This window comes from Pseudomonas sp. B21-009, assembly GCF_024749345.1.
Taxonomy (GTDB): Bacteria; Pseudomonadota; Gammaproteobacteria; order Pseudomonadales; family Pseudomonadaceae; genus Aquipseudomonas.
Window position 1 is genome coordinate 1,474,151 of sequence record NZ_CP087199.1, and the last position, 21,080, is coordinate 1,495,230.

A 21,080-nucleotide genomic window follows, 5' to 3' on the forward strand; every position below is an offset into this window, starting at 1 on the left:
GTCATTGACCTCCATTGCGAACCCGTTCGCGGATCATTTCGCGGACCGGGACAAAGTCGTACGTCGGGTAGCATTCGGTGCGGAACACGCCCCAGGCGGCGCGCTCCAGTTCCACATTGACCTTGCCGAGCAGGCTCGGCGGCAGGCGCAGGGTGACGATCTGGCCCAGGCCCATGGCCACGGTCCAGGACACCAGCTCGACGCCGGCCGGCGGGAAGCTGTCCCACCAGCCCATCTGCTTCATGTGCGCCTGGATCTGTTCCAGGTTCTTCGACTGGTCGTGCCTGAGCACCACCGTCAGTTGCATCGTCTCGCTCATGCTTGGGCCTCAGGCAGCGCTGGCGGTAGGCACGGTCCAGGCGTCGTAGCCATAGACCCAGTCGGCATTGCCGCCGGCCTTGAGCCACTGGTTGCCGCGTGAACCGATCTGGATCTGGCTGGTGCGCTCCAGGCGCGACCGTTGGTAACCCTGCAGGGCGCTGGCGATCTGTGCCGGGCTGTTTACGCCCTGCAGATGACGGGCCAGCACCACCGCGTCTTCGATGGCCTGGCCGGCGCCCTGGGCCATGAACGGCATCATCGGGTGGCAGGCGTCACCGAGCAGGGTGATCGCGCCTTCGGACCAGTACGGCAGCGGGTCACGCTCGTACAGTGCGGTTTTGAGGACTTCGTCGCAGGCGTCGAGCAGCGCCCGGGCGTCGGCGTGAAAGTCCTGGTAGTGGCTGCGCAGTTCGGCGGCGTCGCCAGCAGTGGTCCAGGACTCCAGGTGCCAGCTGTCCTGGGCGGTGGTGGCGAAGATGAAGATGTCGCGGCCCTGGTTCAGCGGGAAGGTGACGATCTGGCTCTGCGGGTTGGGGCCCCACCATTTGGTGAAGGCCTGGATGTTCGGTACATGCGCTACACGCTCGGCCGGGACCACGGCGCGGTAGGCGACCACGCCGGTAAAGCGCGGCTGCTCTTCACCAAACAGGGCATTGCGCACCACCGAGTGAATGCCGTCGGCGCCGATCAGCAGGTCGGCGCGATGGCGGCTGCCATCCTTGAAGCGCAGCTCGACGCCATCGGCATCCTGCAGCACCTGCTCGGCGCGCTTGGCGAACTGCACGTTGTGCAGCGGGAACACATCGGCCAGGGCCGCCAGCAGGTCGGCGCGGTGAATGGTCAATTGCGGTGCGCCGTACTGGCTTTGCGCGGCGTCGGCCATTTCCAGGCGCGAGGTTTCTTCGCCTGTGTCCCACATACGGCTGATGCGGTGGGTCGGGCGCGCGGCCGGAATGCGCACGGCCGGGCCGACGCCGAGGCCATCGAGGGCGCGCACGGCGTTGGGGGTGAGGTTGATGTCGGCACCGACCCGCAAAAACGCCTTGGACTGTTCGAAAACCGTGACCTGGTGACCGGCCTGGCGCAGGGCGATGGCGGCGGTAAGGCCGCCGATGCCGGCACCGTTGATGGCGATGTTCAACGAAGACATGGACAACTCCTGCTCAGGGTTTGGGTTTGTCGGTAAGGAACTTGCCTTGCGGCGCCTCGACATGCTGCTGGCGCCGGGTATTGCCATCGATGCCGCCGGCAATCGCCCATTCGGCAAACACCGTCGGGCCCGGCTCGAACTCGCGCGGTTGCCATTCGCCGGTCAGCTGGTCTTCGTCGGCGTAGTACTCGACCAGGGCGCCGGCCGGGTTCTTGAAGTACCAGAAGAACGCCGACGACACCGGGTGGCGGCCCGGGCCGATCTCGGTGGCCCAGCCACTGCGCGAGATGTGCATGCCGCCGCCGAACACTTCGTGCAGGTCGCGCACGGTGAAGGCGACGTGGTTCAGACCGGCGCGGGGGGCCGGCAGCTGAAGCATGAACAAATCGTGGTGGCCACCTTCTTCGGCGGTGCGCAGGAACGCGCCGCGGTTGGGATAGCGGTCCGAGGCCTGGAAGCCGAAGCGCTCGTGGTAGAAGGCTTCGCAGGCATTCACATCCTTGACGAAGAACACCACGTGGCCGACTTCGATCGGCGTGGCGCGCTCATACACCGGCGCCGGCTTGTTGATCCGGCCCTTGGTCTGCCAGGTGTTGTGGCCGCTGCACTCGATGTCCAGTGCGCGCTTGCGGGTCACCTGCAGGCGGATCGCCAGGCCGTTGGGGTCGGTGCAGCCGATGCGCCCGTTGCCTTCGACAAAGCCCGGGTCGTTGGCGATGCGCTGGCTGTACAGGGCCAGGTCCGCTTCGCTCTCCACGCCCCAGACTACTTCGCGCACGGTCGAGCCCGGCTCGATGGCCGCTGGCAGGCCGGGCTTGTTGATGTCGGCCAACACCACCCGGCAGCCGTTGAGGGTTTCGAAGACCACCTCGTCGGCCTGTTCGCTGACCTTGTCCAGGCCCCAGTCGCTGAAGAAGCGCACGCAGGTGGCGAGGTCTTCGACGCCGTAGGTGACTTCATCGATGCCCAATACGCTCATGGCCTTGCCTCCACACCGGCCCAGGCCAGTGGTTGTTCGTTCATGCCCCAGTAGAGGCTTTTCTGTTCCATGTACTGCAGGATCCCCAGGCGGCCTTTTTCACGACCCAGGCCGCTGTCACGCCAGCCGCCGAACGGGGTGGCGATGGAGAACTGCTTGTAGGTGTTGATCCACACCGTGCCGGCCTGGATCTTGCGGCCCAGGGCCCAGGCGCGCTTGTAGTCGCGGCTCCAGATGCCGGCGGCGAGGGCGTAGAGGCTGTCGTTGGCCTGCTCGATCAGCTCTGCCTCGCTGTCGAACGGCAGGGCCACCAGCACCGGGCCGAAGATTTCTTCCTGGCAGGTCTGTTGGCTGTTGCGCAGGCCTTCGAGGATGGTTGGCGGGTAGAAGTAGCCCTGATCAAACAGGCCGCCAGTCGGGCGTTGGCCACCGAGCAGCAGGCGGCCACCTTCGGCCAGGCCCAGGGCCACGTAGCGCTCCACCGACTCGCGGTGCGCGGCGCTGATCAGCGGGCCCATTTGCGTGGTTTCGTCCGCCGGGTCGCCCAGGCGCAAACGTGCAGCGCCTGCGACCAGGCGCTGCATGAACGGCTCGTACAGGGCGCGGGCAACGAACAGCCGCGAACCGGCAATGCAGGCCTCGCCCGAGGAACTGAAAATGCCATACAGCACCCCGGCCACGGCGTGATCGAGGTCGGCGTCATCGAGGACGATGGTCGGCGACTTGCCGCCCAGTTCCAGCGACACCGGCATCATCTTGTCGGCGGCGATGTGGGCGATGTGCTTGCCGGTCTTGGTCCCGCCGGTGAACGACACACGCTTGATCAGCGGGTGCTGCGTCAGCGCATCACCGAGCAATGAGCCCTTGCCCGGCAACACGCTGACCAGGCCCTTGGGCAAGCCTGCGTCCTCGCAGATCTGCGCCAGTTGCAGGGCCAGCAGCGGGGTGATTTCTGCCGGCTTGATCACCACCGCATTGCCGGCGGCCAGGGCCGGGGCGACCTTTTGCGCTTCGCTGGCAATCGGCGAGTTCCACGGGGTGATAGCCGCGACCACGCCCATGGGCTCATAGACGCTCATGCTGACGAAGTCGCCGCGCGACGGGGTGATGGTCTCTTCCAGGGTTTCGCAGGCGGCGGCGAAAAACTGGAAAGTACCGGCGGCGCTGGCCACCAGGGCGCGGGTTTCGTTGATCGGCTTGCCGTTGTCCTGGCGCTGCAATTGCGCCAGTTCTTCGCCGCGCTGACGGATCAGCTCGGCGATGCGGTACAGCACGGCGGCGCGTTCGTGCGGCTTGCGCTGGGCCCAGCCGCTGTTGAGGAAAGCCTGGTGGGCGCCTTGCACGGCGTCTTCGACATCCTCGAGGCTGGCGGCGTTGAGCCAGGCCACCGGCTCGCCGGTGGCCGGGTAGCGCGTGGCGTAGCGCTCACCGCCGCCCAGGCGCCAGGTGCCGGCAATGCAGATAGGTAGAGTCTGTTCCAGCGTCATCGACGTTCCCCTAGATGGAAATGGCATGGGCGTGGTTGCCCAGGGCACGGACCACGCTGTAGACGGTCAGCGCCGAGGTTTTCGGGTTGGCCTGCAGCGGCTTGCCGCGCAGGCTCATCTCGAAACCGCCGAAGGCACCACGGGCTTCGAAGTGGTGGACGTTCTCTTCGCTGAGCGGGTCGGCAATCAGCGTCACTCGCGTGCGGTCCAGGCCCAGCCCTGCCAGCGACAAGGTGGCGGCGACGTTGGCGTTCTTCGGGTACAGGCGCGCAGCTTCGCGGGCGCTGCCTTCGAAGATCACCGTGGCCTGGTCGATGGCGTCCAGGTCGCAAACCTCTTCGGCCGGGGTGTTCTTCCAGGCCCTGGCCGGTTTGCGTCCGGTGTAGTCGACCGAATCCAGGCCGCCGACCTTGGCCGCCGACAGCGCATCGATGCCGCCGATGGCGCCGGGCAGCAGCTCGATGCGGGTGTTGCCACGGGCGGCGGCGGCCTCCAGGCGCTCGACCAGGCCCAGCTCCGACAGTGCACCGACCGAGACGATCAGGCAGGCGATGCCGCGCTCCAGTGCCGGCAGCACGTGTTCCTCGATTGCCTTGTGCCCGGCGCATTCCACCAGCAAATCCGGGCGGGCGTCGGCGGGCAGGGCGGTGAGCACCTGTGGCGGGCGCTTGAAGCTGGCCAGGCGCTGTTGCACCAGGGCTTCGGAACCGGCCGAGGCGATCACATGCTCGACGCGCAACTGCGCATCGTTCTCCAGCAGTTCCAGCACCGCGACGCCAATGGCGCCGCAGCCGATCATGGTGATATTGAGCATGCGCAAGTCCTCAGGCCGTGGCTTTCTGGGCTTTGGTTTCGCTGTTGGGGGGACCGGCGAACTGGGTGGCAAAGCCGCCGACGCTGAGCATGTCGACTTCCAGCAAAAACGGCCCGCCCTGGCTCAGGGCGTTGTCCAGCACCGCGCCGAAGTCCTTCAGGTCGCTGACCAGGCCATGGCGCAGGCCGATCGATTCGGCCAGCTTGGTGTAGTCCGGGGTGTGCAGCTCGACATAGGCGTGGCGGGCGCCGTAGATGGCGTCCTGGATGTTGCGGATCACCCCGTAGCGCTGGTCGTTCATCAGCAGGATCACCACATTGGCTTTCTCTTGCACCAGGGTCGCCAGCTCACCGAGGTTGAGAATGAAACCGCCGTCGCCAGCCAGGGCGAAGACCTTGCGCTGCGGGTCGGTTTCCGCCGCTGCCACCGCCGCGCCAATGCCCATGGCCAACCCTTGGCCGATGCCGCCACCGAGGGCATGCACGCCGGCCAGCGGGTGGTAGAGGTTGAGCAGGCGGTTGCCCCAGATGCTGTTGGACAGGGTCACGTCGCGCACCCAGGAGAAATTGCGCCCGGTCAGCCCCTGCAGTTGTTCGACCATCGTCGAGTACGGGCCGAGATCGGCCACCAGCTGCGCGCGCGATTGCGAGCGGATGGCCTTGAGCTCGCCGATGAAGTTCGGGTCGATGTTCAGGCGGCCTTCAAGGCGGTCGGCCAGGCCGTCGAGGGCCAGGGCCGAGTCGCCGCAGATGAACAGCTCGCTGGAGTAGCTGCGCCCTTCGATGGCCGGGTTGGCATCGATGCGCAGGGTGGTGCGCGGCAGCTTCAGGGCGTACTTGAAGGTCTCGTTGCTGCGCAGGCGCGAACCGGCCACCACCAGCGCATCACAGCTTTGCAGGAAGCCTTCGACCAGCTTGTTCTGCGAGAAGGCGCCGAGGCAACGCTCGTCGTCTTCGTTGACTACGCCGCGACCCTGGGTCGAGGTGATCACGCCAACGCCCATGTCCAGCAGGCGCTTGACCTGCGCCCCGGCGTGGCGGGCACCGCCGCCGAGCCACAGTAGCGGGCGGGTGGCGCTGGCCAGGCGTTCGGCGACCAGGTCGAGGGCTTCCGGCGCTGGCACCGCAACCGGGATCGGCAGCGGCGAGAGGTCGCTCGGCATGGGGATGAAGGTCGACTGGATATCGATCGGGATCTCGACGCTGACCGGGCCGGTGGGCGCGGTCAGGGCGGTCTGCACGGCGAGCTTGAGGGTGCTCAGCGCGGTCTCGACACTGCGCACGCGAAAGGCCGCCTTGGACACCGCCTTGAGCATGGTCAACTGGTCGCGGGCTTCGTGGATGTAGGCGAAGTCCTGGTCCAGGTACGGCGTTTCGATCTGCCCGGTGATGTGCAGCAGCGGCGTGCCGGCGGTCAGTGCTTCGACCAGCGCCCCGGCGGCGTTGCCGGCAGCGGTGCCGGTGGACGTCAGGCACACGCCCAGGCCACCGGTGGTGCGGGCGTAGGCATCGGCCATGTTGGTCGCGCCGGCTTCGCCACGGGCCATGACGAAGCGGATGTTGCCGCGTACGGCGAAGGCATCGAGGATCGGCATGTTATGGATCGAGATCACGCCGAAGGCGGCCTTGACCTCGCATTGTTCGAGGAACGCGGTGATGGCAGCGCCAACGGTGACAGTGTTTTCATTACGCATGGCGGGACAGGCCTCCAGAAACATCGATATGGCTGCCAGTGGTGTAGGCCGACAGGGGCGAAGCCAGGAACAGGATCGCTTGGGCTGCTTCTTTGGGCAGGCCCAGGCGCCCCAGAGGAATGTGTTTGCGTTGCGCCAGTTGCGCAGTCCATTGCGACCAGTCCAGATCGCGCTCTTCGCGGGCCTCGAAGCGCCGGCGCCACTGGCCGGATTCGACCAGGCCGATAAGGATGCCGTTGACCCGGATGCCCTGTTCGGCGAACTCGCTGGCCATCGAGCGCACCAGGTTCTTCAGGCCCGCACGTGCTGCCGAGGTGGCGACCATGTGCGGCTCCGGCTGGCTGGCCAGCAGCGAGTTGACGCAGACGATCGAAGCGCCGGCCTGGCCTTGCAGTTGGGGGAGGAAGGCGCGCACCGGGTAGATCACCGAGAAGAATTTCAGCTGCAGCTCTTCGCTCCAGGCCTCATCAGTGGTGTCGGCGAAGGTCGAGACCCGGCCTTGGCCGGCGTTGTTGATCAGCACCTGGGCCGGGCCGAGGGCGGCCAGGCTAGCGGCAGCGAATGCGTTGACTGACGCGGCATCCAGCACATCACAGGCTTGAGCCAACAGACGCGCATCGGGGAAACGTTCGCGCAGGCGGGCTTCGGCGCTGTTCAAGCGGTCCTGATCGCGACCACAAAAGGCCACTGCCGCACCGGCTTCAAGCAGTTGCTCGACACAGGCCAGGCCAATCCCGGAAGAGCCGCCAGTGACGATGGCGGTGCGCCCGTGCAGTTGATAGAGGTTGCTCATGTCAGTCCCTCATCAGCGCGGTGACGCGGCCGGAGCCAGCGTTTGGCGTGTAGTTGAGCAGGCGCGACAGCTCATCGGCGCTGCCCCGCACATGGCCAAGCAGGCCGTCGAAATTGATGTGCGCAACCTGCACGGTAGGGATGGTCACGCCCATGGCGGCAACCACCCGGCCACTGTGATCGCGCACCGGCGCAGCGATGGTCGAGATCGATGATTCGAAAAAACCTTCGCCGCTGACATAGCCGCGCTGACGGTCGCTCTGCACCAGGTCGAACAGCTCCAGTACGGTTTTCGGTGTGCACGGCGAGTGCTGTTCCAGGTGCTCCTCCGGGTACAGCTCACGCAGCTCGGCCAGGCTCAGGTCTTCAAGGAGGATGCGCCCCAGCACCGTGGCGTGGGCCGGCAGGCGGGTGCCGACGTTGACCGCGCTGGAGAACACCGACGGCGGCGAAACCTTGGCCACGTAGACGATCGAGCGACCGTCACGCACCACCAGGTTGCTCGGGTAATTAAGGTGATCGCACAGCCGCGCCAGCAGCGGTTGACCGAGCTCGGTCAGCTCCAGCGAGGCCAGGTACTCGAAGCCCAGGCGCAGTACCGACATGCCCAGGCGGTACTCGTTGCCGCTGCGGGTGACGAAGCCCATGGTTTCCAGGGTGGTCAGCAGGCGGAAGATGGTCGAGCGCGGCAGCTCCAGGCGTCGCGCCAGTTCCGGCGCGGTGAGGGTGCGGTTTTGCCGGCTGAATTCACAGAGCAGCAACAGGCCGCGCTCAAGGCCGGGGACGATGTACTTGTCCTGGTTGTCTTTCAACAGATCCGAATCATTCATAGCGCAGTACCTGTCAGGGATTCTTCGAGGGCCCGGGCAAGCAGCGTTGCCACGGCCTCGGGTTGTTCGATCGGGCTGGCGTGGCCGGCCTCGGCAATCAACGCGAACGCTGCCCCCAGGGCCTTGGCCAGGGCCTGGCAGTCCTCGGGGCGGGTGATGCTGTCAGCGGCGCCGCAATGCACTTCGCATGGCACGGCCAGGGCGGCGTAGCGCAGCAGGTCATCGCCACACAGCAACTCGATGGCCTGGCGATAGCCCTGGGGCAGCAGCCGCGCCATGTTCCATTGCACCCAGGCGCGGGCCTCGCTGCTGGCCGCTGGCGAGAGCATGTGCGCGCTGCGCTGGTGGGCCATCTGGGCGATGCCCAGTTGCTCAAGGTTGTGCAGGCGCTGGCGGCGTACTTGTTGCGCCTGCTCGGCACGGGCCGGGTCGCCATAGCCGCGAGCCGGGCTGATCAGCACCAGGCGCCGCACCCGTTGCGGCTGCTGCTGGGCCAGGGCCGCGGCGCTGAGGGCACCGAGGGAATGGCCGACCAGCAGGCAGTCGGCAATCTGCAGCGCATCGAGCAAATGCCGCAGGCGCCGGGCATAGTCCACCGCCTGCGGCGCAGGGTTGGCCAGCGGGCTGGAGTCGCCGTAGCCCGGTGCATCCCAGGCAATCACCCGGGCCTGCTGGCTCAGTTGCAGCGCCACCTGCAGCCAGGACGCGGCGCCCGAGCCAATGCCATGCAACAGCACGATGGCCGGCCCTTGCCCGGCTTCGCGGATCGCCTGGGCGCCGCTTGCCAGTTGCACCAGGCGCTGGGGGAAGCGCTGCTGCAACTGGGCTGCAAGGCCGGCGAGCGAGTGGTCGGTGGCGTGCAACATCGGCTTAACCGCGCTTGATCGAGGCCAGCGGGTGCGCTGGCGGGTAGGTCGGGGTCACCGGCTTTTTCGCGCCGAGCATCACGCACATCAGCGCGTCTTCATCGCCGATGTTGATCTCTTCGCGGTACACGCCCGGCGGTACCGAAATCAGGTCGCGGTCGGTGAGCACGGTTTCGAAGCGCTCGCCGTCTTTCTCGATGATCACCTTGAGCTTGCCGCGCAACACGAAGAACACTTCCTCGACGTCGGTATGGATATGCGGCGGGCCTTCATGACCGGCCGGGATGACCATGGTCGAGAAGGTGAAGTGCTCCGAGGGGATGGTGTTCATGTCGCTGTTGACCCCGGTGCCGCCGGTGCCGACGTAGCGCATTTGCGCGCGGCGGAACTTGGGGTCGAAGTCGGCCTGGAACTTCAGCGCGTCCCAGTCGTACTTGCGGGTCTGGTAGCGGGCGATGCGGGTCTGCATCCAGCCAGCGAGGTCCGAGCCTGCGGGTTGTTCCCAGGTTTTCGCGGTGGCGTTTTGTACGGATAGGTCGGTCATGGGTGTCTCCTTGCTCAAGGCATGACGAACCCGCCGTTGACCGGCAGGGTTTGTCCAGTGATGAAACGCGACAGGTCGGACAGGGCGAACAGCACGGCGCCGCTGACGTCTTCTGGCAGTTGCGGGCGCTGAATCGCCCGTTGTTCGGTGTACAGGCGGTGGCGCGCCTCGGGCACATAGGCGGTGGCCTCGACCAGCACCAGGCCGGGGGCGATGGCATTGACGGTGATGTTGTCAGTGCCAAGTTCACGGGCCAGGCTGCGGGTCATGGCGATGATCGCGCCCTTGCTGGCGACATACGCCAGCAGGTTCGGTGCACCCCACAGCGGGGTGTCGGAGGCCAGGTTGATTACCGCGCCCTTGGCGCTGGCGCGCAGGGCCGGCAGGCAGGCGCGGGTCATCAGCCAGGTGCCGCGGACGTTTACCTGCATGACCTGGTCCCAGGTGTCGATGTCCAGTTGCTCGCAGGTCTTGCCGCCGGAGTTGGTGATCGAGGCGTTGTTGACCAGGCCGTCGAGGCCGCCGAGCACGGCAACCGCCTCGGCGACGCAGGCAGTGATCGACTCCGGGTTGCCCAGGTCGAGGGTCACGCCGGTCACCTGCAAGCCTTGCTCGCGCAGCTCGCAGGCGGCCTGCAGCACGCGCTCCTGGAGAATATCGGCGATCACCACGCGGGCACCGGCCTGGCCGATGGCCTGGGCGAAGGCATAGCCCAGGCCACGGGCGCCACCGGTGACCAGCACGCGGCGGCCTTCAAGCATCGAGTTGAATGGGTTCATCATTGGGTACTCAGCATGGCTTTGGGCAGGTAGTGCAGGACGCGTTTCTCGGCCCAGACCACCGCGCCGTAGGCCAGCACGCCGATCAGGGTGAGCATGACGATGGCGACGAAGACCCCGGCGGTGTTGCCCTGGCCTTCAGCGTCGACCAACAGGAAGCCCAGGCCCTGGTTGCCGCCGACCAGTTCGCCGACGGTGACGCCGATCACCGCCAGGGTCGAGGCGATGCGCAGGCCCGAGAACAGCGCGGCCATGGCCGAGGGGAACTCCACCAGGCGGAAGATCTGCCAGCGGCTGGCGTTCATGGTGCGCACCAGGTTGATCATGTCCGGGTCAACGGTACGGATTGCCGAGAGCACGTTGATCATCACCGGGAAGAACACGATGAGGATGGCGATGAGGATCTTCGGGTAGATGGTGTAGCCCAGCCACATCACGAACAGCGGCGCGAAGGCGACTTTCGGGGCGATCTGCAGGGCCAGGATGTACGGCGAGAGCATGGCCTCGGCCGACGGCGACAGCCCCAGCGACACGCCGATGGCCACCCCCAGCAGGGCGCCGAGGCCAAAGCCGACGATGATCTCGAAGGCGGTGATCAGGGTGTGCTGCAGCAGGCCGCTGGACTGCCACATCACCAGGCTTTCCTGGGCCACGCGGCTCAGTTGCGGCATGACGAACTCGGGCATGCCGAGCAGGCCGGGGCCCCACTGCCAGAGCAGCAGGAACAGGATCAGCAGGGCGACGCTGCCGAGCACGGAGGTGTTGAGGTTTCTCATCGGGCTAATACCTTGTTATGCATCCAGGCTTATTGCGCGGCCGTGGTGGTTTCGATGAACTGGTTGCTGTAGAGCTCGTCGAGCTTGGGTTCCTTGGCGACGATGCCTTCGCTGACGTAGAACTTGCGCACTGCGTCCAGGCGCGCTGGGTCGATGCGCCCGAGCACGGTCTGGTTGGCGTAGACGTGCTCGACATACAGGCGCAAGGTTTTCTCCAGCGCCGCTTCCTTGCCGGCGTAGGCCGGCACGGCCTTGGCGAAGGTGGCGGCGGCGGCTTTCGGGTCCTGGATGATGTCGCGCATGCCCTGCAGGGTGGCCTGGACCACGCCGCCGACCACCTGCGGCTGGTGTTTGATGGCGTCGTCCGAGGCGAGGATCGCCTGGGCCATGCTCTCGAAGATTTCGCTCTGCGGGATCAGGCTGATCTTCAGCCCGGCCTCTTCGGCATTCACCACCCAGTCCGGCACCCCGGCCATGGCCTGGGCCTTGTTGGCCGAAAACAGCTGCCACACCCCCGAGGGGCCGGCGGCCTGGATATCGACGTCGGTCTTGTTCAGGCCGGCCTTGCGCAGCGAGGCGAGCAGGGCGTAGTAGGTGGTGTCGGAGTAGGACATCACGGTCAGGGTCTTGCCCTTGAGGTCCTTGATCGTCTGGATGTTCTCGCCGGCGTTGGTGGCGATCATGGTCACCCCGCCGGCACCGAGCACCGCCACCGCACGCACCGGAATACCGTTGGCGCGGACCACGATCGGGGTGTCACCGATGGCGCCGCCGAGCATGGCGTTGCCGGCACCGATCTGCTTGGCGACATCGACTCCGCCCTTGGCGGCGATGAAGGTCATGTCCAGGTCCCTGGCACGGTAGTAGCCCTTTTCCTTGGCGATGATCCACGGCGCAAAAGCCGGCGAGTTGGGCGGCGCGGGCAGCAGGTAGGTGACCTTGGTCGGCTCTGCCTGGGCGCTGAGCGCCAGGCCAAGGCCCAGGGCGATGACTGAAGTCTGTGCCAGGCGTTGCAGGGACTTGAACATGCGTACTCCTGAATCGGTTGATGGGCCGGTGGCCGTTGATCAATGCAGTTCGGTGTCTTCGCCGACTTTCAGCAGTTCCATCAGGCGCCCGGCCAGCGGGCCGATTTCCGGCAGCTTGCGGCGCTCCAGCGGGTTGTCGCGAAACGGCAGGTCGACAGTGATTTCTTCGATGATGGTGCCGGGGCGGGCGCTCATCACCAGCAGGCGGTCGGACATGGCAATCGCCTCGACCAGGTCGTGAGTGATGAACAGCGCGGTTTTCTTCTCTTCGAACAACATCCGCGCCAGGTCCTGTTGCAGGATCATCTTGGTCTGCGCATCGAGGGCCGAGAACGGCTCGTCGAGGAACAGCACCTGCGGGTCGATGGCCAGGGTCCGGGCCAGGGCGGCGCGCTGGCGCATGCCGCCCGACAGCTGGAACGGGTAGTGGTCGGCAAAGCCTTGCAGGTGACAGCGATTGAGCAGATCTTCGGCAATCGGCTGGCGCTTGGCGGCGGGCATGCCCTGGATTTCCAGGCCCAGCTCGACGTTGCGGCGGATGCTGCGCCAGGGCATCAAAAGATCCTTCTGCAGCATGAAGGCGACCTTGCGCACCGGCCCGACTACCGCTTCGCCACCGACGAAAACTTCGCCTTCGCTAGGGCGGTAGAGGCCCGAGCCCATGTTGAGGATGGTGCTTTTGCCGCAACCGGACGGGCCGATGATCGACACCACCTCGCCGCGGCGGATCTTGAAGTTCACCTCGCGAATGGCAAAGGGCGCCTCGGCCTTGCCCTTGGCCGGGAAGCATTTACCGACATTGCGAAATTCGATTTCGGTCGGCTCCAGGTCTTCCTTGGAGTGCGGCGTATTCCATTGAGAGGGGATTGCGTACATCTCTTTCACAGCCATTGGGGAAGCTCTCTGGTCTGTTTTATAGGTGATACGCGGTTTAGTGCATGAACAATGCCAAATGTGTATTGGCCCTGTTTTATTTGAAAAGTGCTTATTTATTAGTGGCTTATTGAATTAACAGGAAAACTTGTTTGTTTTATATATGAAACAAGGTTTTCTATATGGCACGAAATTGCACAACAACTGCGCGTGGCAATTGCGGGTGCAATGAAAAGAGGCTTTTTTCGGTAACGCGAGTGAAGGGCTGGTTTCAGGGGTGAAACCAGAAACTGTGGAAGCTGGCTTGGCAGCTCCCACAGGAACAAGCATTAACCTGTCAGGCGCGAGCTGGCTTGAGCACCAGCCACAACGCCACGGCAATCAACAACCCGCCGTACAGGTGCGCCATCGACAGCGGCTCGTCCAGCAGCCAGGCGCCCCAGAGCACACCGAAGGCCGGGATCATGAAGGTCACGGTGCTGGATTTGACCGGGCCGATCTCGCTGATCAGGCGGAAATACAGGATGTAGGCAAAGGCGGTGCACACCAGCCCCAGGCCCAGCAACGACGCCCACACCTGCCAGCCACCCCAGCTTGCCGGCGGCTGGGTCAGCACGCTGTAGCCGAACAACGGCAACAGCAGCAAGGTCGCGCCCATCATGCTGCCTAGCGCCGACAGGCGGCTGTCGAGGCCGCCTTGCTGGTCGAGCCAGCGCCGGGCGAGAAAGCCGGCCAGGCCGTAGCACGCGGTCGCCGCCAGGCACGAGAGGGCGCCTTGCAACAGCTTGGCGTCGAACGCCACCGGCCCCGCGCCACTGAGAATGCCAACCCCGAGCAGGCCGAGGAAGATGCCGCTGAGCTTGGCCAGGGTCAGCGGTTCACGGAACAACAACGCGCCAATCAGCACGCCCATCAGCGGCGTGGTGGCATTGAAGATCGCCGAGTAGCCGGCCGGCAGCACCTGGGCGGCCACTGAATAAAGGGTGGCGGGTATCCCCGAGTTGATCATGCCCAGCACCAGGCAGGCCTTGAGCTTGCCATTGAAGTCCCAGCGCACCCGCAGCAGGGCGAGAATCACCAGCAGGCCGAGGCAGGCGATGGAGACGCGGAAAAACGCCGTCGGCAGGGTGCCGAGCACCGGCGCGATGATGCGCATGAACAGAAAGCTCGCTCCCCAGACAGCAGCAAGAATCAACAGGCGGGATATGGCGATGGGGCTCATGGGGCTCTCCGGGTCCTTTGGGGCAGGGCGCGAGTTTACGTTACATCGCAGCCTGCGCTCTCTCCCTTTCTTGCGCTTGAATTCAGCACCCGGCGAGTTTGGCCGATACAGCCGCGCCAACAGGCTTTCCCTGCCCGTGGCGACTGGCTAAGCTCAGGCTTTGACATTCCCGCAGAGGTCTGACGTATGCCCCAGCAATGGCCGGCCGCCGATATCGCCCGGATGATCCTCGATGGCTTCGACGATTACCGCGAGCATTTTCGCCAGATCACCGACGGCGCCCGCGAGCGATTCGAGCAGGCCCAGTGGCAACAGACCCAGAGCGCCTCGGCGGCGCGCATCAATCTGTATGAGGAAAAAGTCAGCGAGGTCAGCGGCTGGCTGCGCCAGGGCTTCGAGGGCGAGGTGCTGCTCGACGTCGCGCTGTGGCCGCTGGTCAAAAGTGCTTATATAGGCCTGATCGACCCGCGCCTGGACGATGAACTGTCCGAGACCTGGTACAACTCGATCTTCTGCAGCCTGTTCAGCCATGACCTGATCAGCGATGGCTGCATGTTCATCCACACCACCCGGCCCTCGCTGCGCAGCCACGAGCGGGCAGCGCAAACCCGCACCTATCGGCCACAAAGCGGCTTGAGCGCATTGCTGGCGCAGGTGTTTGCCGACTACCGTTTCGATGTGCCCTACGCGGACCTTGCCGGCGACTTGGCACGCCTGGAAGGGCAACTGCGCGAGAACCTGCCGGACTGGGTCTGCAAAGACCCGGCCCTGGCCGTCGAGCTGTTTTCCTCGGTGTTGTACCGCAACAAGGGCGCCTACCTGGTCGGGCGCCTGTACACCCAGGACGAGCAATGGCCGCTGGTGATCCCGCTGCTGCACCGTGAGGGCCACGGCATTGAGGTCGACGCGCTGATCACCGACGAAGCCGAGGTGTCGATCATCTTCTCCTTCACCCGCTCCTACTTCATGGTCGATGTACCGGTGCCGGCCGAGTTCGTCGGCTTTCTCAAGCGCATCCTGCCGGGCAAGCACATCGCCGAGCTGTACACCTCGATCGGCTTTTACAAGCACGGCAAGTCGGAGTTCTACCGGGCGCTGATCAACCACCTGGCCGGCACCGATGACCGCTTCATCATGGCCCCGGGCGTGCGTGGCATGGTCATGAGCGTGTTTACCCTGCCGGGCTTCAACACCGTATTCAAGATCATCAAGGACCGCTTCTCGCCGTCGAAGAACGTCGACCGCGCCACGGTGATCGAAAAGTACCGGCTGGTAAAAAGCGTCGACCGCGTCGGGCGCATGGCCGATACCCAGGAGTTCTCCGATTTTCGTTTCCCCTTGAGCAAGTTCGAGCCCGAGTGCCTGGCCGAACTGCTGGAAGTGGCGCCGTCTACCGTTGAAGTGCACGGCGACACCGTGCTGATCCGCCACTGCTGGACCGAGCGGCGCATGACCCCGCTCAACCTCTACCTGGAAAACGCCAACGACGCCCAGGTACGCGAGGCCCTGGAAGACTACGGCCTGGCCATCAAGCAACTGGCGGCGGCGAACATCTTCCCCGGTGACATGCTGCTGAAGAACTTTGGCGTTACTCGGCACGGGAGGGTGGTGTTCTACGACTACGACGAAATCTGCTTTCTGACCGAGGTCAACTTCCGCTATATCCCGCCGCCGCGCACGCCAGAGGATGAAATGGCCTCAGAGCCCTGGTATTCGATCGGCCCGCTGGACGTGTTCCCCGAGGAGTTTCCACCGTTTCTGTTCGCCGATAGCGGCCAGCGTCGGTTGTTCAACCAGCTGCACGGCGAGTTGTACGACGCCGACTACTGGAAGAGCCTGCAGGCGGCGATCCGCGGCGGCAAAGTGATCGATGTGTTCCCGTACCGGCGCAAGTGCCGGGAGGGCTGAACAACATCGCGGGTCAAGCCCGCTCCCACAGGAATGAGGGTGAATCTGTGGGAGCGGGCCCACCCCGCGATCGAGCGCGTAGCGGTCGTATGCCAGGCAACTCCTGGTTTGCTGGCTGTACTGGCCTCATCGCGGGTCAAGCCCGCTCCTACCGTTGAATGCGGCCGCTACCCCTTCAAGCACTTCAACTCACTGAAACTCTGGCGCACCTGCGCAAGCTTCTGCTCCAGGTGCTGGCGCTGTTGTTCGCTGCTCTGCGCCATCACATCCACCAGCAAGCGCCGCGCCTCCTGCTCGGTGCGCTGGAAGGCGATCCGGTACTCCGGGGTCCACAGGCTTTCGCGCTTTTTCAAGAGGATCTCCAGGCGTGGCTCGAAGCTGTCGCTGTGGCGCTGGTCCATCGCCGCGCTGAACTGTGCCTGCCAATGGGCGCGGTTGGCGATCCACTGGCGGTTCTGCTCGCCCAGTCCCTGGGACCAGGTCATGACTCGAAGTTTTTGCTGCGGGCTGAGCTCGCCCAGCCAGGTGCTCAGGCGTTTTTCCATTCGCTCGGCGCGGCGTTCGATCTGCCGCGCCAGTGGGGTATTGACGTATTTGGCCTGGCGTTCGCGAATGTCTTCAGCAAAGGCTTCGCGCATTTCCCGCACTTGCTCGTCATCCATGCTGCGCAACAGTTCGGCGGCCGACGGAGTGATCTGGTCGGCGACCTTGGCAATCGCCTGCCGGGCTTCTTCCGTGCGTACCTGCAACTGCTGGTCGGTTATCGCATTGCGGGCGACCATCGCCTGGATTTCGTCGATCCAGGTCAGGTAGCCGGGCAGTTGCGTGCGGCAATGCCAGGCCAGTTGCTGTTTGAGCCGTTCATTGAGCCAGGTTTTTTGCTGGCGATTCATGCTCAGGTAGTCGTTGAGCGACCAGGGCACCAGCATGTCGAGGTTGCGGTAGGCCAGGTCGATACGGTTGCAGGCGACCACCAGCAAGGCCGATATCACCAGCAACAGAACGGTGCGCAGGTACTTGGACAGGCAGGCGTACATGAGCGAATCCTTGCGAAGGCTTGCTTGTCTTTATAGAACAGGGCAAGCCTGTGCGGTTCATTTTGCTGACAGGCCGTCATCGGCGACCGGGCGCAATCGCCGCGTGAGGTGTAGAATGCCCCGCTCGCAACGAGGATTTCCGGAAATGGCTTTAGTTGGGCGTTACAACACTTTGCAAGTGGTCAAGCACACAGACTTCGGTCTGTACCTGGACGGCGGGGCGGACGGCGAAATCCTGCTGCCCAACCGTTACATCCCCAAGGACACGCCCACCGAGGTCGAGGACTGGCTGAACGTCTTCATCTACCTCGACAGCGAAGACAAGCTGATCGCCACCACGGAAAAGACCAAGTTGCAGGTCGGCGACTTCGCCAGCCTCAAGGTCAAGGAAATCAACAGCATCGGCATCTTCCTCGATTGGGGCCTGCCCAAAGACCTGCTGATGCCGTACTCCGAAGAAAAGCGCCAGATGAAGGCCGGTGAGTACTGCGTGGTGCATGCCTACCTCGACAAGCGCACCCGCCGCATCACTGCCACCGCGCGCCTGGACCGCTACCTGGACAAGGTGCCGGCCAACTATAAGGTCGGCCAGGAGGTTGATTTGCTGGTGGTCGAAGAAACCCCGATGGGCTTCAAGGCGATCATCAACAACAAGCACTGGGGCCTGATTCACAAGAACGAGGTGTTCAAGTTCCTGCGTTCGGGCAAGCAGGAGAAGGGCTACATCAAAGAGCTGCGCAGCGATGGCAAGATTGCCCTGAGCCTGCAGCCCATCGGCCAGGACCTGGCCAACAGCCTGCACGACAAGATCCTCGCCAAGCTCAAGGACGCCAACGGCGTGCTGCCGGTCAGCGACAAGAGCGACCCGCAGTTGATCAGCGATCTGTTCGGGGTCAGCAAGGGCAACTTCAAGAAGGCCATCGGTGCCTTGTACAAGGATGGCCGCATCGTCATCCACGCCGACCGCATCGAACTGGCCTGATCAGACCTGTTTGAAGCCTGCGAAACTCAGGTTCTCACCGCCTGGGCGCAGGTCTTTGAGCAGCGAGTCGCGATCGGCGCTCAGCGCCAGGCTGATGGTCGAGCGACGCTTGCCCGGGTGGCGCACTTCCATTTTTTCCTGATGGGCCTGCAGGTAGTTCACCGGCACCTTCAAATGCTGCAGCTCGTCGGTTTCGGGGGTGTGCAGCAGCAGGTTGACCCAGTCGGGCTGGCCCTTGCGCAGCAGTTTCACCGGCACATCGAACCACCACAGGCTGCGCTTGGTGTCGAGCACGGCAAACAGGGTGTTGTCGCTGTTGAGCACGGGGCGTTCCAGTTCCTGGTTGCGGCGGGCGATGGCGGTGGGTTTGTCGAGTTTCATGCAGGTTCCTACGGGTGACGCTTGAAAGGTCGCTTATTGTGCTGGCAACGCGATGAAACATAAAGCGACGTTGCTCGCCGGCCTCTCTATTGCCCCTGCGCGCTCGACAGGCGGCCGCCGAAAATAATTGAAACTCTCGCAAGCGGCCACGGGTCCACAGACTGTCGACTCTGACAGCGTGTTATTTCCCCTTCAGGAGAACTCCCATGAGTGGCACTAAAGATAAAGTCAAAGGCATGGCCAATGAGGCTGTTGGCAACATCAAGCAAGGTGTCGGCAAAGTGACCGACAATGATCGTCTGCGCGCCGAAGGCGAACTGCAGGAGCGCAAAGGCGAAGCCCAGCAAGTGGTCGGCAAGGTCAAGGATGCCGTGAAGAAGCCTTGAACCCTGTGAGCAGGGCGGGACGACGGCCATCCTCGGGTGGCCGTTGTGCTATCTGCAGCAATCAATCGCAACTTTGAGGCGATCGTCGATTAGACTTCAGGACGTACCTGTCAGATGAGTGTGTGAGGAGCCCGCCCATGAACCTCGAGCGGCGAAAGGAGACGCTATGATTTTTCCCGACCTGCGCGGCTTGCCGTTGCACCGTGTGCTGGTGCGCACGGTCAAGGAGTTTCTCGATGACGAGATGTCCACCTATGCCTCGGCGCTGGCCTACCAGATGCTGTTCTCGCTGTTCCCCTTCCTGCTGTTTTTGATCGCCCTGATCGGTTTCCTGCATTTGCCCGACTTCTTCTCCTGGCTGCGCCTGCAGTCGGAACTGGTGTTGCCGCCCCAGGCGCTGGAGCAGGTCAACCCGGTGATCGACCAGTTGCAGCAGTCCAAGGGCGGCTTGCTCTCGGTGGGTATCGTCATTGCCCTGTGGACCGCTTCAGCCGGCGTGCGGCTGATGATGAGCGCCATGAACGCCGCATATGATGTGGTCGAAGGGCGCCCGGTGTGGAAGCGCATTCCGCTGTCGGTGATCTACACCGTCGGTATCGCCGGCATGCTTCTGGCGGCCGCCGCGCTGATGGTGCTGGGGCCGCAGGTGATGGAATGGATTGCCGCGCAGATCGGCATGCAGGAGTTCATCGTCACCTTGTGGACGGTGCTGCGCTGGCCGGCGATCATCATTCTGATGATGGTCGCGGTGGCGCTGATCTATTACGTGATGCCCGATGTGAAGCAGAAGTTTCGCTTCATTACCCCGGGTTCGGTGCTGGCGGTGGTGGTGTGGATCATCGCCTCGTTGGGCTTTGGTTATTACGTCAAGACCTTCGCCGACTACAACGCCATGTACGGCAGTATCGGTGCGATCATTGTCCTGCTGTTGTACTTCTATATTTCTGCTGCCGTACTGCTGCTGGGCGCGGAGATGAACGCGGTGATCGAGCATATGTCCGAGGAAGGCAAGGTCCCTGGCGAAAAAGACTTTGATGGCGTGGCCCCCGAGCATGATAAAAAGCATGTATCCGGGCTGGGCCGTGATCACTCCCTCGATCATGAAACCACGCCTGCCAGCGAACCCCTGAGTCGAAGCCAGCATGATTCATGACATCCTGAAAATGGGCGATGAGCGCTTGTTGCGCATCGCCCCGCCGGTGCCGGCGCACATGATCGGCAGCGCCGAGCTTGAGCGGCTGATCGCCGACATGTTCGAAACCATGGAGCATGTCGGCGGCGTTGGCCTGGCCGCGCCGCAGATCGGCATCGACCTGCAACTGGTGATCTTCGGCTTCGAGCGCAGCGAGCGCTACCCGGATGCCGAGGCGGTGCCGCGAACCATTTTGCTCAACCCGCTGATCACGCCCTTGGGCACCGAGGTCGAGGATGGCTGGGAAGGCTGCCTGTCGGTGCCGGGCCTGCGTGGCGTGGTGCCACGCTACCAGCGCATTCGCTACGAAGGCGTCGACCCCCAGGGCCAGCCCATCGTGCGCAACGCCGAAGGCTTTCATGCGCGGGTGGTGCAGCATGAATGCGATCACCTGATCGGCCGCCTGTACCCCTCGCGCATTCACGACTTCAGCCGCTTCGGCTATACCGAGGTGCTGTTCCCCGGGCTGGACCCGGCCAGCGACGACTGAACCCGCACCATCGCCAGCAGCGGCTTGCTTTGCTGGTAGCGCTGCAGGCGCTCGGCCAGTGGCGCAGGCAGGGCGTCGGTGGTGTTGAAGGCCTGGTGGGCGTAAAAGCTTGTCAGGTCCGGGTGACAGAACAGCCAGATATTGCCTTGCAACTCAGCCAGCGCCGCGTCGATCAAGCGCCCGGCGAGCTGTTGGCCGCGCCAGGCGGGGGCAACGAACAAGCCGGTCAGCCAATGGCCGCCGGGCACTTCACTCAGGCACAAGGCGGCGACGATTTCCTCGGCTCGGGCCACCCAAAGTCGACCCTGGGCCGCTGCGCGCATGGGCGAGCCGTGGTTTCGATAGAATTTATTCAGCAAGGGCCGCTCGGGCGCAAGCAATGGGCAGTAGCGTAAACGGGTCACAGGTTTGATCTGGTAATGGCTCTACCCCGGGCTTTTACACCGCAAGTCAATCAATGTCGAGGGGCGTGCCTCGGGTTATTGTTGCACAAGTGGTAACAGTGATTGTCCGGCTTCGTGATTTAACGGCCTGAAGTACCTTGTAAACT

The 21,080-nt window shown here is 64.1% G+C and carries 23 protein-coding genes; 5 read left to right on the forward strand and 18 right to left on the reverse strand.

The window, feature by feature from the left end; translation table 11 throughout:
* Position 1 precedes the first annotated feature (1 nt).
* From LOY34_RS06790 to LOY34_RS06860, 15 genes are all read right to left on the reverse strand, one after another.
* The gene (locus LOY34_RS06790; RefSeq protein ID WP_045193455.1) at positions 2-319 is read right to left on the reverse strand and encodes a hypothetical protein; all 318 of its coding nucleotides are present in this window, start codon (positions 317-319) and stop codon (positions 2-4) included.
* Positions 320-328: 9 nt separating this feature from the next.
* The gene (locus tag LOY34_RS06795) at positions 329-1,471 is read right to left on the reverse strand and encodes an FAD-dependent monooxygenase (protein WP_195885898.1); all 1,143 of its coding nucleotides are present in this window, start codon (positions 1,469-1,471) and stop codon (positions 329-331) included.
* Between the two features lie 13 nt (positions 1,472-1,484).
* Positions 1,485-2,450 carry a VOC family protein gene (locus LOY34_RS06800; protein ID WP_195885899.1) on the reverse strand — a complete coding sequence of 322 codons (966 nt, stop codon included), beginning with the start codon at positions 2,448-2,450 and terminating at the stop codon, positions 1,485-1,487.
* On the reverse strand, positions 2,447-3,937 hold the full coding sequence (locus tag LOY34_RS06805; RefSeq protein WP_195885900.1) for an aldehyde dehydrogenase: 1,491 nt from the start codon (positions 3,935-3,937) through the stop codon (positions 2,447-2,449). Before LOY34_RS06805 ends, LOY34_RS06800 begins: the two co-directional genes overlap by 4 nt.
* A 10-nt stretch (positions 3,938-3,947) precedes the next feature.
* The gene (locus LOY34_RS06810) at positions 3,948-4,751 is read right to left on the reverse strand and encodes an aspartate dehydrogenase (protein ID WP_195885901.1); all 804 of its coding nucleotides are present in this window, start codon (positions 4,749-4,751) and stop codon (positions 3,948-3,950) included.
* Between the two features lie 10 nt (positions 4,752-4,761).
* Positions 4,762-6,444: a thiamine pyrophosphate-binding protein gene (locus LOY34_RS06815; protein WP_258664432.1), complete on the reverse strand. Its 1,683-nt coding sequence runs from the start codon at positions 6,442-6,444 to the stop codon at positions 4,762-4,764.
* The gene (locus LOY34_RS06820) at positions 6,437-7,237 is read right to left on the reverse strand and encodes an SDR family oxidoreductase (protein ID WP_195885903.1); all 801 of its coding nucleotides are present in this window, start codon (positions 7,235-7,237) and stop codon (positions 6,437-6,439) included. The genes LOY34_RS06815 and LOY34_RS06820 overlap by 8 nt, the downstream gene beginning before the upstream one ends.
* 1 nt (position 7,238) lies before the next feature.
* Positions 7,239-8,066 carry an IclR family transcriptional regulator gene (locus tag LOY34_RS06825; protein ID WP_045193445.1) on the reverse strand — a complete coding sequence of 276 codons (828 nt, stop codon included), beginning with the start codon at positions 8,064-8,066 and terminating at the stop codon, positions 7,239-7,241.
* Positions 8,063-8,932 (reverse strand): alpha/beta fold hydrolase, encoded by an 870-nt coding sequence (locus LOY34_RS06830; RefSeq protein ID WP_195885904.1) that lies wholly within the window; start codon positions 8,930-8,932, stop codon positions 8,063-8,065. Before LOY34_RS06830 ends, LOY34_RS06825 begins: the two co-directional genes overlap by 4 nt.
* A gap of 4 nt (positions 8,933-8,936) precedes the next feature.
* Positions 8,937-9,476, reverse strand: coding sequence for a cupin domain-containing protein (locus LOY34_RS06835; protein WP_093386119.1), 540 nt, complete (start codon positions 9,474-9,476; stop codon positions 8,937-8,939).
* Between the two features lie 14 nt (positions 9,477-9,490).
* Positions 9,491-10,255, reverse strand: a complete 765-nt coding sequence (locus LOY34_RS06840) for an SDR family oxidoreductase (RefSeq protein WP_195885963.1) — start codon at positions 10,253-10,255, stop codon at positions 9,491-9,493.
* Positions 10,255-11,031, reverse strand: coding sequence for an ABC transporter permease (locus LOY34_RS06845; protein ID WP_045193442.1), 777 nt, complete (start codon positions 11,029-11,031; stop codon positions 10,255-10,257). The genes LOY34_RS06840 and LOY34_RS06845 overlap by 1 nt, the downstream gene beginning before the upstream one ends.
* 29 nt (positions 11,032-11,060) lie before the next feature.
* Positions 11,061-12,059, reverse strand: coding sequence for an ABC transporter substrate-binding protein (locus LOY34_RS06850; protein WP_195885905.1), 999 nt, complete (start codon positions 12,057-12,059; stop codon positions 11,061-11,063).
* 39 nt (positions 12,060-12,098) lie between these two features.
* Positions 12,099-12,935, reverse strand: coding sequence for an ABC transporter ATP-binding protein (locus tag LOY34_RS06855; protein WP_045193440.1), 837 nt, complete (start codon positions 12,933-12,935; stop codon positions 12,099-12,101).
* A gap of 334 nt (positions 12,936-13,269) precedes the next feature.
* Positions 13,270-14,154, reverse strand: coding sequence for a DMT family transporter (locus LOY34_RS06860; protein WP_195885906.1), 885 nt, complete (start codon positions 14,152-14,154; stop codon positions 13,270-13,272).
* Positions 14,155-14,340: 186 nt separating this feature from the next.
* Between LOY34_RS06860 and aceK the strand changes: the two genes are divergently transcribed.
* Positions 14,341-16,062, forward strand: a complete 1,722-nt coding sequence (gene aceK, locus LOY34_RS06865) for a bifunctional isocitrate dehydrogenase kinase/phosphatase (protein WP_045193438.1) — start codon at positions 14,341-14,343, stop codon at positions 16,060-16,062.
* A 167-nt stretch (positions 16,063-16,229) separates the two neighbouring features.
* On the opposite strand, the gene LOY34_RS06870 is transcribed toward aceK, so the two are convergent.
* Positions 16,230-17,099, reverse strand: coding sequence for a DUF6279 family lipoprotein (locus LOY34_RS06870; RefSeq protein WP_195885907.1), 870 nt, complete (start codon positions 17,097-17,099; stop codon positions 16,230-16,232).
* 145 nt (positions 17,100-17,244) lie between these two features.
* Between LOY34_RS06870 and LOY34_RS06875 the strand changes: the two genes are divergently transcribed.
* Positions 17,245-18,081 (forward strand): S1 RNA-binding domain-containing protein, encoded by an 837-nt coding sequence (locus LOY34_RS06875; RefSeq protein ID WP_045193436.1) that lies wholly within the window; start codon positions 17,245-17,247, stop codon positions 18,079-18,081.
* On the opposite strand, the gene LOY34_RS06880 is transcribed toward LOY34_RS06875, so the two are convergent.
* Positions 18,082-18,462, reverse strand: coding sequence for a hypothetical protein (locus LOY34_RS06880; RefSeq protein ID WP_038996550.1), 381 nt, complete (start codon positions 18,460-18,462; stop codon positions 18,082-18,084).
* A 206-nt stretch (positions 18,463-18,668) separates the two neighbouring features.
* Here LOY34_RS06880 and LOY34_RS06885 point away from each other — a divergent pair, with 206 nt between their 5' ends.
* The 3 genes from LOY34_RS06885 (at position 18,669) to def (ending at position 20,530) form a co-directional block, all read left to right on the forward strand.
* A complete protein-coding gene (locus tag LOY34_RS06885; protein ID WP_045193435.1) occupies positions 18,669-18,848 on the forward strand; it encodes a CsbD family protein in 180 nt (59 codons plus the stop codon).
* Between the two features lie 166 nt (positions 18,849-19,014).
* Positions 19,015-20,001 carry a YihY/virulence factor BrkB family protein gene (locus LOY34_RS06890; RefSeq protein WP_195885908.1) on the forward strand — a complete coding sequence of 329 codons (987 nt, stop codon included), beginning with the start codon at positions 19,015-19,017 and terminating at the stop codon, positions 19,999-20,001.
* Positions 19,991-20,530, forward strand: coding sequence for a peptide deformylase (def, locus tag LOY34_RS06895; RefSeq protein ID WP_093386093.1), 540 nt, complete (start codon positions 19,991-19,993; stop codon positions 20,528-20,530). The genes LOY34_RS06890 and def overlap by 11 nt, the downstream gene beginning before the upstream one ends.
* Here def and LOY34_RS06900 read toward each other — a convergent pair.
* Entirely contained in the window at positions 20,482-20,934 is a 453-nt protein-coding gene (locus tag LOY34_RS06900; protein WP_258664436.1) for a GNAT family N-acetyltransferase, read from the reverse strand. The two genes, def and LOY34_RS06900, sit on opposite strands and share 49 nt — an antisense overlap.
* Positions 20,935-21,080: the final 146 nt, after the last annotated feature.

What these genes read in the sequence shown, in the direction of transcription:
- LOY34_RS06790 (WP_045193455.1), bottom strand. Translation starts at nt 319, where the DNA reads ATGAGCGAGACGATGCAACTGACGGTGGTGCTCAGGCACGACCAGTCG.
- LOY34_RS06795 (WP_195885898.1), bottom strand. Translation starts at nt 1,471, where the DNA reads ATGTCTTCGTTGAACATCGCCATCAACGGTGCCGGCATCGGCGGCCTT.
- LOY34_RS06800 (WP_195885899.1), bottom strand. Translation starts at nt 2,450, where the DNA reads ATGAGCGTATTGGGCATCGATGAAGTCACCTACGGCGTCGAAGACCTC.
- LOY34_RS06805 (WP_195885900.1), bottom strand. Translation starts at nt 3,937, where the DNA reads ATGACGCTGGAACAGACTCTACCTATCTGCATTGCCGGCACCTGGCGC.
- LOY34_RS06810 (WP_195885901.1), bottom strand. Translation starts at nt 4,751, where the DNA reads ATGCTCAATATCACCATGATCGGCTGCGGCGCCATTGGCGTCGCGGTG.
- LOY34_RS06815 (WP_258664432.1), bottom strand. Translation starts at nt 6,444, where the DNA reads ATGCGTAATGAAAACACTGTCACCGTTGGCGCTGCCATCACCGCGTTC.
- LOY34_RS06820 (WP_195885903.1), bottom strand. Translation starts at nt 7,237, where the DNA reads ATGAGCAACCTCTATCAACTGCACGGGCGCACCGCCATCGTCACTGGC.
- LOY34_RS06825 (WP_045193445.1), bottom strand. Translation starts at nt 8,066, where the DNA reads ATGAATGATTCGGATCTGTTGAAAGACAACCAGGACAAGTACATCGTC.
- LOY34_RS06830 (WP_195885904.1), bottom strand. Translation starts at nt 8,932, where the DNA reads ATGTTGCACGCCACCGACCACTCGCTCGCCGGCCTTGCAGCCCAGTTG.
- LOY34_RS06835 (WP_093386119.1), bottom strand. Translation starts at nt 9,476, where the DNA reads ATGACCGACCTATCCGTACAAAACGCCACCGCGAAAACCTGGGAACAA.
- LOY34_RS06840 (WP_195885963.1), bottom strand. Translation starts at nt 10,255, where the DNA reads ATGAACCCATTCAACTCGATGCTTGAAGGCCGCCGCGTGCTGGTCACC.
- LOY34_RS06845 (WP_045193442.1), bottom strand. Translation starts at nt 11,031, where the DNA reads ATGAGAAACCTCAACACCTCCGTGCTCGGCAGCGTCGCCCTGCTGATC.
- LOY34_RS06850 (WP_195885905.1), bottom strand. Translation starts at nt 12,059, where the DNA reads ATGTTCAAGTCCCTGCAACGCCTGGCACAGACTTCAGTCATCGCCCTG.
- LOY34_RS06855 (WP_045193440.1), bottom strand. Translation starts at nt 12,935, where the DNA reads ATGTACGCAATCCCCTCTCAATGGAATACGCCGCACTCCAAGGAAGAC.
- LOY34_RS06860 (WP_195885906.1), bottom strand. Translation starts at nt 14,154, where the DNA reads ATGAGCCCCATCGCCATATCCCGCCTGTTGATTCTTGCTGCTGTCTGG.
- aceK (WP_045193438.1), top strand. Translation starts at nt 14,341, where the DNA reads ATGCCCCAGCAATGGCCGGCCGCCGATATCGCCCGGATGATCCTCGAT.
- LOY34_RS06870 (WP_195885907.1), bottom strand. Translation starts at nt 17,099, where the DNA reads ATGTACGCCTGCCTGTCCAAGTACCTGCGCACCGTTCTGTTGCTGGTG.
- LOY34_RS06875 (WP_045193436.1), top strand. Translation starts at nt 17,245, where the DNA reads ATGGCTTTAGTTGGGCGTTACAACACTTTGCAAGTGGTCAAGCACACA.
- LOY34_RS06880 (WP_038996550.1), bottom strand. Translation starts at nt 18,462, where the DNA reads ATGAAACTCGACAAACCCACCGCCATCGCCCGCCGCAACCAGGAACTG.
- LOY34_RS06885 (WP_045193435.1), top strand. Translation starts at nt 18,669, where the DNA reads ATGAGTGGCACTAAAGATAAAGTCAAAGGCATGGCCAATGAGGCTGTT.
- LOY34_RS06890 (WP_195885908.1), top strand. Translation starts at nt 19,015, where the DNA reads ATGATTTTTCCCGACCTGCGCGGCTTGCCGTTGCACCGTGTGCTGGTG.
- def (WP_093386093.1), top strand. Translation starts at nt 19,991, where the DNA reads ATGATTCATGACATCCTGAAAATGGGCGATGAGCGCTTGTTGCGCATC.